An 11897-nucleotide genomic window follows, 5' to 3' on the forward strand; every position below is an offset into this window, starting at 1 on the left:
GGGGACCATGACGGAGACCGAGGGACTGTACGTGCCGCCGGGTGCGGGCCGGGTCGTGGAGACACCGGCCCAGCGGGTGACGTTCAAGGTCACCGGCACCCATTCGCGGATGGCCTCCACCTTCGAGGTGGAGGTGCCGCCCGGCTTCGACGTGGGCGCCCATGTGCACACGCGCAGCGAGGAGTTGTTCTACGTCCTCGAAGGCGAGCTGGACGTCCTCGCCTTCGAGCCCCGCGTCCGCACCCCCGACAACTGGCGGACGTGGGAGTCGTGTTCGGGCAGCCGGGTGGTCCGCGCGACACCGGGCACGGTCATCGTCGTACCACCGGGCTGTCCCCACGCCTTCGCCAACCCGACGGAGGCACCGGCGAGGATGTTCTTCCAGGCGTCCCCGCCGCCGGATCACGAGCGGTACTTCGAGGAGCTGCTGGAGATCCTCGCCGACGGCGGCCCGCCGGACCAGGAGGCCATCGAGGCCCTGCGGGCGAAGTACGACATCGAGCAGCTCACACCGCTCAGGCACCGCTGATCCCGGGGGCGTCGGGACCGGCCCCGGTCCGTGGCGCCCCCTAGCGGATCGGCATCCCGGCCAGGGTGCGGGCGATGACGAGCCGCTGGATCTCGCTGGTGCCCTCGAAGATGGTGTAGATCGCGGCGTCCCGGTGCATGCGCTCCACCGGGTACTCACGGGTGTACCCGTTGCCGCCGAGGATCTGGATGGCCTGGGCCGTGACCTTCTTGGCGGTCTCGCTGGCGAAGAGCTTCGACATGGAGCCCTCGGCCGCGGTGAACGGCTTGCCGTTGACCGCCATCCAGGAGGCGCGCCACACCAGCAGGCGGGCGGCGTCGATCCGGGTGCGCATGTCCGCGAGCTGGAAGGCCACGCCCTGGTTGTCGATGATGGGGCGGCCGAACTGCTCGCGGGTCCTGGCGTAGTCGAGGGCGACCTCGTAGGCGGCCCGGGCGGTGCCGACCGCCATGGCGCCGACCGCCGGGCGGGACGCCTCGAAGGTGGCCATGGCCGCGTTCTTCACACGCTCGCCGCTTGCCTTGGCCTTCTCCCGGGCGCGGGCGAGCCGCTCGTCCAGCTTCTCCTTGCCGCCCAGCAGGCAGGAGCCGGGCACCCGGACGTTGTCGAGGATGACCTCGGCGGTGTGGGAGGCGCGGATGCCGTGCTTCTTGAACTTCTGGCCCTGGGACAGGCCGGCCGTCCCGGGCGGGACGATGAAGGAGGCGTGGCCCTTGGAGCCCAGCTCCGGGTCGACCACGGCGACGACGACGTGGACGTTGGCTATGCCGCCGTTGGTCGCCCAGGTCTTCGTGCCGTTGATCACCCACTCGTCCTTGGCCTCGTCGTACACGGCACGCGTGCGCATGGAGGCGACGTCGGAGCCGGCGTCGGGCTCCGAGGAGCAGAACGCGGCGACCTTGACGTCGTTCTGGTCGCCGTACATCTGCGGGATCCAGGTGCCGATCTGTTCCTCGGTTCCGTTGGCGAGCACTCCCACGGCGGCGAGGCCGGTGCCCACAATGGAGAGGGCGATGCCCGCGTCGCCCCAGAACAGCTCCTCCATGGCCATCGGTATGCCGAGGCCGGTGGGGTCGAAGTACTGCTGCGCGTAGAAGTCGAGGGAGTAGATGCCGACCTTCGCGGCCTCCTGGATGACCGGCCAGGGAGTCTCCTCCCGCTCGTCCCACTCGGCCGCCGCCGGGCGGATCACGTCCGCGGCGAAGCCATGGAGCCAGTCGCGCACTTCCCTCTGTTCGTCGTTCAGCTCCATGGTGAACTCGGCCATGTCCCCTCCAGCGGCGGTGGTGCGATGTTACTTGCGGTAACCCGAGTCTGTTACTCATGGGTAGTGAAAGTCAAACGGTGAGGACGCCCCGGCATCCCGTTCGATGTCAGAGGCACGGTCAGTGCTAGTTTGCGCAGGCGTCACCGAATCAGCACGGGTGGGGAGAGCACATGGACACCACGCAGCGGACCGATCAGCAGCGGTCCGCCGACCGCCGACGGCGCGAGCTGCTGGAGGCCGCCGACCGGGTGGTGCTGCGCGACGGTCCGCAGGCGTCGATGAACGCGATCGCCGCGGAGGCGGGTATCACCAAGCCGATCCTCTACCGGCACTTCGGCGACAAGGGCGGCCTTTACGCAGCCTTGGCCAAGCGGCACACCGACGCCCTGCTGGCATCGCTGCGCGCGGCGCTGGACGCTCCCGCCGACCGCCGCGAGCGGGTCGAGTCCACGCTGGAGACGTACCTCGCCGCGATCGAGGCCCGGCCGCAGGTGTACCGGTTCCTCATGCACCCCGCCGAGGGGAGCACGGGGGGCGACCACGGATTCGACGTCGGCAAGCACTCCGCGCCGCTGCTGCGCAGGATGGGCGAGGAGCTGGCCCAGGTCATCGAGGAGCGGGTGGACCTCGGCCCGGAGAGCCAGCAGCTCGCCCGGGTCTGGGGGCACGGGATCGTCGGGATGATGCATGCCGCCGGCGACTGGTGGCTCGGCGAACGGCCGTGCTCGCGTGCGGAGTTGGTGCGGTCGCTGGCCGACCTGCTGTGGGGCCGGCTCGCGGCCGCGGGGGACAGAGTCGGGGGTCCGGGTTTCTGAGCCCCGTGCTCCGGGTGCGGGCCGGCGCAGGCCGGGCGCACGGCTCCCCGCGCCCCTCGGGCGGGTCCCCTCACCGCCGCCATGCGGCCCGGTCGATCTGCCTCGCCAGCCTGCGCCTGCGCCAGCCCGTGAGGCGGTCCGCGTACACGCGGCCCTCCAGGTGGTCGCACTCGTGCTGGAGGCACCGGGCGAAGAACCCGGTGCCGTGGACGGTGACCGGGTCGCCGGTCACCGTGAAGCCCTCCACCACCGCGTGGTCGTAGCGCTCGGTCCCGGCCTCCAGACCCGGCAGGGACAGGCAGCCCTCCGGGCCCCGGACGACCACGCCGTCGGCCTCGGCCAGGCGCGGGTTCACGACGTGACCCAGATGACGCACGTCCTCGTCGTCCGGACAGTCGTACACGAACACCCGCAGATCCACCCCGATCTGGTTGGCGGCCAGGCCCACCCCCTGCGCCGCGTACATCGTGGCGAACAAGTCCTCCACGAGGGCCGCCAGGCCGGGGCCGAAGTCCGTGACGTCCCGGCAGGGCTCGTGAAGCGCCGCGTCGCCGAGCAGGGTGAGAGGCCGGACGCGCCCGCGGGCGCCCGGAATGGAACCGTGTCGCATGGCGGCAAGGGTACGGTTCGTATCGCTCATGCCCGCCGCCGAAGGCGTGGGCCGGGATTCGGGTGTGCGAGTGGATCTCGATAGGCTGAGGTTCACACCACGTAGCCGGATGGCCCCAGGCGGCGGCGCGTACGCAAGGAGGATCGAGAACTGATGGCAGGCAACTCGGACCCGCTCTCGCCGCGGGCCAAGCTGGCCGTGACCGCGGGCAAGGCGGTCGCTGCGGCATCGCGGGCCGCGGGACGCGGCAGCGGGTCGGTGATCGGTGGCCGGGTCGCGCTGAAACTCGACCCCGATCTGCTCGGGCGGCTCGCCCAGAACCTGGACGTCGTCCTGGTCTCCGCCACCAACGGCAAGACCACGACCACCCGGCTCATCGCCGAGGCGCTGCGCGCCGCGGGCCCGGTCGTGTCCAACGCGCTCGGCGCCAACATGCCGGCCGGTATCACCTCGGCGCTGGCGGGCGGCTCGGACGCGAAGTTCGGCGTCATCGAGGTCGACGAGAAGTACCTGGCCGGCGTGGCCCGGGACACGTCCCCGAAGTGCATCGCGCTGCTGAACCTCTCCCGCGACCAGCTGGACCGCGCGGCCGAGACCCGGATGCTCGCCGAGAACTGGCGCGAGGGACTCGCCGGCTCCAAGGCCGTGATCGTCGCCAACTGCGACGACCCCCTGGTGGTGTGGGCCGCGTCCTCCTCCCCCAACGTGGTCTGGGTCGCGGCCGGGCAGATGTGGCAGGAGGACGCCTGGTCCTGCCCGTCGTGCGGCGGCGTGATGCAGCGCCCGGGCGACGACTGGTTCTGCGGCGAGTGCGGTTTCCGCCGGCCCACGCCGACCTGGGCGCTGTCCGGGGACCACGTCCTCGACCCGCACGGCTCGGCCTGGCCGATCCACCTGCAGCTGCCCGGCCGCGCCAACAAGGCCAACGCCGCGTCCTCCGCGGCCGTCGCCGCCGTCTTCGGCGTGCCGCCGCAGGTCGCCCTGGAGCGGATGTACCAGGTGCAGGCGGTGGCCGGGCGGTACGACGTCGTCCAGTTCCAGGACCGCGACCTCAGGCTGCTGCTCGCCAAGAACCCGGCCGGCTGGCTGGAGACGTTCTCCCTGATCGACCCGGCGCCCGCGCCGGTGATCCTGTCCGTGAACGCCCGCTCCGCCGACGGCACCGACACCTCCTGGCTGTGGGACGTCGACTACACGCGGCTGACCGGCCACCCGATCTTCGTCATCGGAGACCGGAAGATGGACCTCGCCGTCCGCCTGGAGGTCGCGAACCAGCACTTCCAGGTCTGTGACACCCTCGACCAGGCCGTGCAGATGTGCCCGCCCGGCCGGATCGAGGTCATCGCGAACTACACCGCGTTCCAGGACCTGCGCCGCCGCGTCGGCAACTGAACAGGAAGGGCGAGCACCTCATGAGCGACAACCAACTACGGCTGGTGTGGATCTACCCGGACCTGCTGAGCACCTACGGCGACCAGGGCAACGCCCTCGTCGTGGAGCGCCGGGCCCGGCAGCGCGGCCTGGACGTGGCCCGGCTGGACGTGCGCAGCGACCAGCCGATCCCGACCTCCGGCGACATCTACCTGATCGGTGGCGGCGAGGACCGTCCGCAGCGGCTCGCCGCCGAGCGGCTGCGCCGTGACGGCCATCTGCACCGGGCGGTGGAGAACGGAGCGATCGTCTTCTCCGTCTGCGCCGGCTACCAGATCCTCGGCCACGAGTTCATCAACGACCTCGGCCAGCGCGAGCCCGGCCTCGGCCTGCTCGACGTGGTCTCGGTGCGCGGCGAGAAGGAACGGTGCGTCGGCGACGTACTGGCCGACATCGACCCGCAGCTGGGCCTGCCCCAGCTGACCGGCTTCGAGAACCACCAGGGCGTCACCCACCTCGGCCCCACCGCCCGGCCCCTCGCCCGGGTGCTGGTCGGCAACGGCAACGGCACCGGCGACGGCACCGAGGGCGCCTACAACGGGACCGTCTTCGGCACGTACATGCACGGGCCGGTGCTCGCCCGCAACCCGCTCATCGCCGATCTGCTGCTGAAGCTGGCGCTGGACGTCAACGCGCTGCCGCCGATCGACGACCGCTGGTACGAGGCGCTGCGCGACGAGCGGATCAGCGCCGCGCAGCAGCCCGCGTAGCACCAGCGCGCGGCGCTGCGCGTCACCCGGGTTTCACCGGGACTTCAGCGTGGTCCGGCAGGCTCGTGGCGGGCCCGCCTGACGGTCCGTCCGCTCACATGTGCGGACGCGTCCAGCAGGCGGACGCCCGCTACGGAGCCACCCCCTCACGCCGGTAGGGTGGCCGGGAATCCGCCGGACAACGTGGTCCGGTCTACCCGGCCCACGTTGAGAAGGTATTCGGGCTATGCGCATTGGTGTCCTCACGTCAGGCGGCGACTGCCCCGGCCTGAACGCCGTCATCCGGTCCGTCGTGCACCGTGCCGTCGCCGACCACGGCGACGAGGTCATCGGCTTCCGGGACGGCTGGAAGGGCCTCCTGGAGTGCGACTACCTCAAGCTCGACCTGGACGCCGTGGGCGGCATCCTGGCCCGCGGCGGCACCATCCTCGGCTCCTCCCGGGTCCGCCCGGAGCACCTGCGCGACGGGGTGGAGCGGGCCAGGGGGCACGTCCGGGAACTCGGCCTGGACGCGATCATCCCGATCGGCGGCGAGGGCACGCTGAAGGCGGCCCGGCTGCTGTCGGACAGCGGGCTGCCCATCGTGGGCGTGCCCAAGACCATCGACAACGACATCGCCGTCACCGACGTCACCTTCGGCTTCGACACCGCGGTGACCGTGGCGACCGAGGCCCTGGACCGGCTGAAGACCACCGCCGAGTCCCACCAGCGGGTGCTGATCGTGGAGGTCATGGGCCGGCACACCGGCTGGATCGCGCTGCACTCCGGCATGGCGGCAGGCGCCCACGCGGTCGTCGTGCCCGAGCGGCCCTTCGACATCGAGGAGCTCACGCGGAAGGTCGGCGAGCGGTTCGAGGCGGGCAAGCGGTTCGCCATCGTCGTCGCCGCGGAGGGGGCCAAGCCGAAGCCCGGCTCCATGGAGTTCGACGAGGGCGGCAAGGACATCTACGGCCACGAGCGCTTCGCCGGGATCGCCCGGCAGCTGTCGGTCGAGCTGGAGCACCGGCTCGGCAAGGAGGCCCGCCCGGTGATCCTCGGTCATGTGCAGCGGGGCGGTACGCCGACCGCGTACGACCGGGTGCTGGCGACCCGTTTCGGCTGGCACGCGGTGGAGGCCGTGCACCGGGGCGAGTTCGGCAAGATGACCGCGCTGCGCGGCACCGACATCGTGATGGTGTCGCTGGCGGAGGCGGTCGAGCGGCTGAAGACCGTTCCGGTGGAGCGGTACGACGAGGCGGAGTGCGTCCTGTAGGACACCCGAGTAGTTCACCCGAGAACAACCCGCCCCCGGTCAAGGTCCTGACCGGGGGCGGTTCTACTCTTGGGGGCGGACAACTCGCACAACCCCCACGAAACAGGAGCCGGCGGATGGATCACAGCGGGCACGGCATGACCATGGATCTGCCGCCGTTCACGCTGGGGCGAGGGCTCGAGTGGTCGGCGGACCCCTTCTTCCTCATCGCCTGCCTGGCCGGTCTGGCCCTGTACGGCTGGGGCGTCGTGCGGCTGCGGCGCCGGGGGGACGCCTGGCCGGTGAGCCGTACCGTCTCGTACGCCGTCGGCGTGCTCACCATCGCGCTGGTGATGTGCACCAAGCTGAACGACTACGGCATGGTCATGTTCAGCGTGCACATGGTGCAGCACATGGTGATCAGCATGCTGTCACCGATCCTGATCCTGCTCGGTGCCCCGGTCACCCTGGCGCTGCGCGCGCTGCCGGCCGCCGGGAAGGGCCGCAGGGGCCCGCGCGAGCTGCTGCTGATGCTGCTGCACAGCCGCTACATGCGGGTCATCACCCACCCGGCGTTCACCATCCCGCTGTTCATCGCCAGCCTGTACGCCCTGTACTTCACCCCCCTGTTCGACTTCCTGATGGGCTCCAGGGCCGGGCACATCGCGATGATGGTGCACTTCCTCGCGGTCGGCGTGGTGTTCTTCTGGCCGATCATCGGGGTCGACCCGGGCCCGCACCGGCCCGGTCACCTGATGCGGATGCTGGAGCTGTTCGCGGGCATGCCGTTCCACGCGTTCTTCGGCATCGCGCTGATGATGGCCTCGACGCCGATGGTGGAGACCTTCAGGAACCCGCCGGCCTCCCTCGGCATCGAGGCGCTCTCCGACCAGAGCGCGGCGGGCGGCATCGCCTGGGCGTTCAGCGAGGTCCCGTCGGTGCTGGTGCTGATCGCCCTGCTGTTCCAGTGGTACCGCTCCGAGCAGCGGCAGGCCAAGCGCAAGGACCGGGCCGCCGACCGGGACGGCGACACGGAGCTGGAGGCGTACAACGCCTACCTGGCCTCGCTGAACGCACGCGAAGGCTAGTCGCACCCGTCCCCTCCGGACCCGAACGGGGGCACCATGGTCTCAGACGGACCATGAGGAGGGTGTCGCGATGCCCGGTTCCACGAACGGTTCCACCAAGACGATGGGGGCGCTCACGGTCGGCGGGCTGGTCCTCGTGACCGCCTACACGGTCGCGCTCGGCAGCAACGGCTGGCTGTGGTTCGGGTGGGTGGTGCTGGGTCTGCTGACCCTCGCCCTGGTGGTCACCCAGGCGTAGCACGCCCCCGCGGGCCCGGCTGATTACAGTGCCCGCATGAACAGCAGGGCTGCGTCCTTCGACGACCTCGACGGCAAGATCATCACCGCGCTCATGGCGAACGCCCGCACCAGCTTCGCCGAGATCGGAACGGCGATCGGGCTGTCCGCCACGGCGGTCAAGCGGCGGGTGGACCGGCTGCGCGAGACCGGGGTGATCACCGGGTTCACGGCGACCGTCAAGCCCTCGGCGCTGGGCTGGCGCACCGAGGCGTACGTCGAGGTCTACTGCGAGGGCGCGGCCCCGCCCCGGCGGCTGGCGGAGGTCGTGCGCAACCATCCGGAGATCGCGGCGGCGATGACCGTGACCGGCGGCGCCGACGCGCTGCTGCACGTGCGCGCCCGGGACGTGGAGCACTTCGAGGAGGTGCTGGAGCGGATCCGTGCCGAGCCGTTCATCCGGAAGACGATCAGCGTGATGGTGCTGTCCCATCTGCTCCCGGAAAGCCCGGAAGCGGGCGCCACCCATCCGGCCCCCGAATGACCCGGGAAGCGCGCAGGAGTCCTGCGCGGCCCGCACCGAAGACGCAGCGATGCTGCGCATTCACGCAGCTCTTCGCGCTTGTCGTCCGTCTTCCTCCCTTCCTACGGTAGTGGCACCCCTCAGTGACACACAGGAAAGCGGAGGAAACCCTCTGTGTCCGACAGCCGTGTGCCGCGTTCCCGGCGTTTTCTGGTCTGCGAACCCAGACACTTCGCCGTGCAGTACGCGATCAACCCCTGGATGCACCCCGACAAGCCGGTCGACGTGGACCTGGCCCAGGAGCAGTGGCAGGCGCTGATCCGCGCCTACCGGGCCCACGGCCACACCGTCGACTGCGTCGAGCCGGTCCCGGGCCTTCCCGACATGGTGTTCGCCGCCAACGCGGCGTTCGTCGTCGGCGGCCGGGTGTTCGGCTCCCTGTTCCACGCGCCGGAGCGGCGCCCGGAGTCGGTGCACTACGACACCTGGTTCAAGGCGGCGGGCTACGACGTGTACCGCCCCGAGTCGGTGACCGAGGGCGAGGGCGACCTGGTGTGGACGGGGCGGTACGTGCTCGCGGGCACCGGGTTCCGCACCACCCGCGAGGCGCACCGGGAGGCACAGGAGTTCCTCGGCCACCCGGTGATCGGCCTGACCCTGGTGGACCCGTACTTCTACCACCTGGACACCGCGCTGTTCGTCCTCGACGACGACAACGTCTGCTACTACCCGGAGGCGTTCTCGCCGGGCAGCCGGGAGGTGCTGCGGCGCCTGTACCCGGACGCGGTGCTCGCCACCCGCGAGGACGCCATGGCGTTCGGCCTGAACTCCGTCTCCGACGGCCGGCACGTCTTCATCGCGCCCCGTGCCGAGGCCCTCGCCGGGCGTCTCGCCGACCACGGTTACGTCCCCGTCCCCGTCGACCTGTCCGAGTTCCACAAGGCCGGCGGTGGCATCAAGTGCTGCACCCAGGAGATCCGCTGATGACCGCACCCGCGCGCACCCGTACGTCCGACGACCTGATCCGCGCGGAGGAGCCGGTTCTCGCGCACAACTACCACCCGCTGCCCGTGGTCGTGGCCCGCGCCGAGGGCACCTGGGTGGAGGACGTCGAGGGCAACCGCTACCTCGACATGCTGGCGGGCTACTCGGCCCTCAACTTCGGCCACCGGCACCCGGCGCTGATCGAGGCGGCCCACCGCCAGCTCGACCGGCTCACCCTCACCTCCCGCGCCTTCCACAACGACCGCCTGGCCTCCTTCGCCGAGCGCCTCGCGGCGCTGACCGGCCTGGACATGGTGCTGCCGATGAACACCGGCGCGGAGGCGGTGGAGAGCGGCATCAAGGTGGCCCGCAAATGGGCGTACGACGTGAAGGGCGTCCCGGCCGACCGGGCGACGATCGTGGTCGCGGCCGAGAACTTCCACGGCCGTACGACGACCATCGTCAGCTTCTCCACGGACGAGACGGCCCGCGCCGGCTTCGGCCCCTTCACGCCCGGCTTCAGGGTCGTGCCGTACAACGACCTGGCCGCGCTGGAGGAGGCCGTGGACGACACCACGGCGGCGGTGCTGATCGAGCCGGTCCAGGGCGAGGCCGGGGTGATCATCCCGGATGAGGGCTATCTCGCCGGGGTGCGCGAGCTGACCCGCCGCAAGGGGTGCCTGTTCATCGCGGACGAGATCCAGTCGGGCCTCGGCCGCACGGGCCGTACCCTCGCCGTCGAGCACGAGGGCGTCGTCCCGGACATGCTGCTGCTCGGCAAGGCGCTGGGCGGCGGCATCGTGCCGGTGTCGGCGGTGGTGGCCCGGCGCGAGGTGCTGGGGGTGCTGCACCCGGGTGAGCACGGCTCGACGTTCGGCGGCAACCCGCTCGCGGCGGCGGTCGGCACGGCCGTGGTCGAGCTGCTGGAGACCGGTGAGTTCCAGCGCCGGGCGGCCGAGCTGGGGGTGGTCCTGCGGGACGGGCTGACCGAGCTGGTGGGCAAGGGCGTGACCGGGTTCCGCTCGCGCGGGCTGTGGGCCGGCGTGGACGTCGACCCGGCGCTCGGCACCGGCCGGGAGGTCAGTGAGCGTCTGATGCGCGAGGGAATCCTGGTCAAGGACACCCACGGCTCCACGATCCGGCTGGCGCCGCCGCTGACCGTCACGGCGGAGGAGCTGCGGTCGGCGCTGGCCGCCCTGGAGAAGGTGCTGGCCTGAGGGACGGCGGGCGGGGGCCGGTCGGGTGACCGGTCCCCGCCCGCCGCGTGCGTCACTTCTCGCCGAGGAGCTTCTTCATCTCCTTGATCTCGGCGTTCTGCGCGGTGACGATGTCGTCCGCCATGGCCGTGGCGGCGCTGTAGCGGCCCTTGCCCTTCTCGGTGGTGGCCATCGTGACGGCGCCCTGGTGGTGCTCGATCATCAGGGTCAGGAACCGGGTGTCGAAGTCCTTGCCGTGGGCCTTCTTCAGGGCCGTCATGTCGGCCTCGCCCATCATCCCGGACATGCCGGACATCCCGGCGTGGCCGGAGTGGTCCATGCCGGCCATGGGGACCTCCTCGCCCCAGGACTTCAGCCAGCCGGTCATGGTGCGGATCTCCGGGCCCTGTGCCTTCTCGATGCGCGAGGCGAGGTCCTTCACCTCGGCCGAGGCGGCCCGGCCGTCGGCGAGTTCCGCCATCTCCAGGGCCTGCTGGTGGTGCGGGATCATGCCCTGCGCGAAGGCGACGTCCTGGGCGTTGTGCGCGCCGGCCGACGCGCTCGCGGTGGCGGAGGCGCCGTGGCCGGGGTGGGCGCTGCCGCTGTCGCCGTCGTTGTCACCGCCGCAGGCGGCCAGGACGAGGGCGCCGGTCACGGCGACCGTGGCGAGGGCGGCACGGCGGGTCAGGGTGCGGATGGTCATGCGGGGAACTCCTGCTGTTCTCAAGGGATATGGACACGCGTGCGCACGACCGCCGCACCTGCGCATGGCGTGCTGCGCATGGCAGGGCGTGCGGCCGGGACGGCCTCTAGATCCGCAGGAGTTGGAGTTCGGCCAGGGAGGGGGGCGCTCGGGCCCCGTCCGGCGCCCCGACCGCGCACGACCGGACGGCTGAGGCCGCCTCGGGGGTGATCACGGGGTCGGCAACGAGCGCGGGCAGCTGGGGCGCGCCGCCGACGGCACCGGACGCGCAGGTGGGGTCGGCGTGGTGCAGGTGGTTCCCGCCGCAGTGACCGCCGTCGCCCGGACAGCCGTCCGGCGCGCTGAACGCGACCGCCCGGTGCACCGTGTGCACGTGCTGCGCGCGGACCATGCCACCGCCGGGCGCCAGGGCGTGCATCCCCAGCAGTCCGGCCAGCACCACCAGCACGAACAGCGCGCTGTGCCGCCGTCGGGGCGGGCGCTGGGTGCGTGATCCGGTGCCGTGCATCAGCGTCATCGTACAAGGGGAGGCGGCCGGAGCCCGTCAGGCCGGACACGAACGGCCGCGCCCGGCTCGGCAGCTGGGCCGTACCC

14 protein-coding genes are annotated in these 11897 nt (G+C 71.5%); 10 read left to right on the forward strand and 4 right to left on the reverse strand.

Features of this window, described 5'->3' with window-relative positions; genetic code table 11:
• Positions 1-7: 7 nt before the first annotated feature.
• A complete protein-coding gene (locus IEZ20_RS20980) occupies positions 8-529 on the forward strand; it encodes a cupin domain-containing protein (protein ID WP_189300963.1) in 522 nt (173 codons plus the stop codon).
• Positions 530-569: 40 nt separating this feature from the next.
• Here IEZ20_RS20980 and IEZ20_RS20985 read toward each other — a convergent pair whose 3' ends face one another.
• Entirely contained in the window at positions 570-1796 is a 1227-nt protein-coding gene (locus IEZ20_RS20985; protein ID WP_189300965.1) for an acyl-CoA dehydrogenase family protein, read from the reverse strand.
• Positions 1797-1966: 170 nt separating this feature from the next.
• Here IEZ20_RS20985 and IEZ20_RS20990 point away from each other — a divergent pair, with 170 nt between their 5' ends.
• Positions 1967-2611 (forward strand): TetR/AcrR family transcriptional regulator, encoded by a 645-nt coding sequence (locus IEZ20_RS20990; RefSeq protein ID WP_189300967.1) that lies wholly within the window; start codon positions 1967-1969, stop codon positions 2609-2611.
• Between the two features lie 70 nt (positions 2612-2681).
• On the opposite strand, the gene def is transcribed toward IEZ20_RS20990, so the two are convergent.
• Positions 2682-3221 carry a peptide deformylase gene (gene def, locus IEZ20_RS20995; RefSeq protein ID WP_189300969.1) on the reverse strand — a complete coding sequence of 180 codons (540 nt, stop codon included), beginning with the start codon at positions 3219-3221 and terminating at the stop codon, positions 2682-2684.
• Between the two features lie 153 nt (positions 3222-3374).
• Here def and IEZ20_RS21000 point away from each other — a divergent pair, with 153 nt between their 5' ends.
• From IEZ20_RS21000 to rocD, 8 genes are all read left to right on the forward strand, one after another.
• On the forward strand, positions 3375-4613 hold the full coding sequence (locus IEZ20_RS21000) for a MurT ligase domain-containing protein (RefSeq protein ID WP_189300971.1): 1239 nt from the start codon (positions 3375-3377) through the stop codon (positions 4611-4613).
• 20 nt (positions 4614-4633) lie between these two features.
• Positions 4634-5362 carry a type 1 glutamine amidotransferase gene (locus tag IEZ20_RS21005; RefSeq protein WP_189300973.1) on the forward strand — a complete coding sequence of 243 codons (729 nt, stop codon included), beginning with the start codon at positions 4634-4636 and terminating at the stop codon, positions 5360-5362.
• Positions 5363-5588: 226 nt separating this feature from the next.
• Positions 5589-6614 (forward strand): 6-phosphofructokinase, encoded by a 1026-nt coding sequence (locus tag IEZ20_RS21010; RefSeq protein ID WP_189300975.1) that lies wholly within the window; start codon positions 5589-5591, stop codon positions 6612-6614.
• 116 nt (positions 6615-6730) lie between these two features.
• Positions 6731-7681, forward strand: a complete 951-nt coding sequence (locus IEZ20_RS21015; RefSeq protein ID WP_189300977.1) for a cytochrome c oxidase assembly protein — start codon at positions 6731-6733, stop codon at positions 7679-7681.
• Positions 7682-7751: 70 nt separating this feature from the next.
• A complete protein-coding gene (locus IEZ20_RS21020; protein ID WP_189300980.1) occupies positions 7752-7919 on the forward strand; it encodes a hypothetical protein in 168 nt (55 codons plus the stop codon).
• A 36-nt stretch (positions 7920-7955) separates the two neighbouring features.
• Complete coding sequence (locus IEZ20_RS21025; RefSeq protein ID WP_189300983.1) at positions 7956-8441, forward strand: Lrp/AsnC family transcriptional regulator; 486 nt, start codon at positions 7956-7958, stop codon at positions 8439-8441.
• A 153-nt stretch (positions 8442-8594) separates the two neighbouring features.
• The gene (gene ddaH, locus IEZ20_RS21030) at positions 8595-9404 is read left to right on the forward strand and encodes a dimethylargininase (RefSeq protein WP_189300985.1); all 810 of its coding nucleotides are present in this window, start codon (positions 8595-8597) and stop codon (positions 9402-9404) included.
• Positions 9404-10621, forward strand: coding sequence for an ornithine--oxo-acid transaminase (gene rocD / locus IEZ20_RS21035; RefSeq protein WP_189300987.1), 1218 nt, complete (start codon positions 9404-9406; stop codon positions 10619-10621). Before ddaH ends, rocD begins: the two co-directional genes overlap by 1 nt.
• A gap of 52 nt (positions 10622-10673) precedes the next feature.
• Here rocD and IEZ20_RS21040 read toward each other — a convergent pair whose 3' ends face one another.
• Both IEZ20_RS21040 and IEZ20_RS21045 read right to left on the reverse strand, forming a co-directional pair.
• A complete protein-coding gene (locus tag IEZ20_RS21040; RefSeq protein WP_189300990.1) occupies positions 10674-11303 on the reverse strand; it encodes a DUF305 domain-containing protein in 630 nt (209 codons plus the stop codon).
• A gap of 106 nt (positions 11304-11409) precedes the next feature.
• Positions 11410-11811: a DUF6153 family protein gene (locus IEZ20_RS21045; RefSeq protein ID WP_189300992.1), complete on the reverse strand. Its 402-nt coding sequence runs from the start codon at positions 11809-11811 to the stop codon at positions 11410-11412.
• Positions 11812-11897: the final 86 nt, after the last annotated feature.

Source organism: Streptomyces cinerochromogenes, from assembly GCF_014648635.1.
In the GTDB taxonomy this organism is placed as follows: Bacteria; Actinomycetota; Actinomycetes; order Streptomycetales; family Streptomycetaceae; genus Streptomyces; species Streptomyces cinerochromogenes.

Excerpts from the sequence above, each read along its gene's own strand:
- IEZ20_RS20980 (WP_189300963.1), top strand. The coding sequence starts at position 8 with ATGACGGAGACCGAGGGACTGTACGTGCCGCCGGGTGCGGGCCGGGTC.
- IEZ20_RS20985 (WP_189300965.1), bottom strand. The coding sequence starts at position 1,796 with ATGGCCGAGTTCACCATGGAGCTGAACGACGAACAGAGGGAAGTGCGC.
- IEZ20_RS20990 (WP_189300967.1), top strand. The coding sequence starts at position 1,967 with ATGGACACCACGCAGCGGACCGATCAGCAGCGGTCCGCCGACCGCCGA.
- def (WP_189300969.1), bottom strand. The coding sequence starts at position 3,221 with ATGCGACACGGTTCCATTCCGGGCGCCCGCGGGCGCGTCCGGCCTCTC.
- IEZ20_RS21000 (WP_189300971.1), top strand. The coding sequence starts at position 3,375 with ATGGCAGGCAACTCGGACCCGCTCTCGCCGCGGGCCAAGCTGGCCGTG.
- IEZ20_RS21005 (WP_189300973.1), top strand. The coding sequence starts at position 4,634 with ATGAGCGACAACCAACTACGGCTGGTGTGGATCTACCCGGACCTGCTG.
- IEZ20_RS21010 (WP_189300975.1), top strand. The coding sequence starts at position 5,589 with ATGCGCATTGGTGTCCTCACGTCAGGCGGCGACTGCCCCGGCCTGAAC.
- IEZ20_RS21015 (WP_189300977.1), top strand. The coding sequence starts at position 6,731 with ATGGATCACAGCGGGCACGGCATGACCATGGATCTGCCGCCGTTCACG.
- IEZ20_RS21020 (WP_189300980.1), top strand. The coding sequence starts at position 7,752 with ATGCCCGGTTCCACGAACGGTTCCACCAAGACGATGGGGGCGCTCACG.
- IEZ20_RS21025 (WP_189300983.1), top strand. The coding sequence starts at position 7,956 with ATGAACAGCAGGGCTGCGTCCTTCGACGACCTCGACGGCAAGATCATC.
- rocD (WP_189300987.1), top strand. The coding sequence starts at position 9,404 with ATGACCGCACCCGCGCGCACCCGTACGTCCGACGACCTGATCCGCGCG.
- IEZ20_RS21040 (WP_189300990.1), bottom strand. The coding sequence starts at position 11,303 with ATGACCATCCGCACCCTGACCCGCCGTGCCGCCCTCGCCACGGTCGCC.
- IEZ20_RS21045 (WP_189300992.1), bottom strand. The coding sequence starts at position 11,811 with ATGCACGGCACCGGATCACGCACCCAGCGCCCGCCCCGACGGCGGCAC.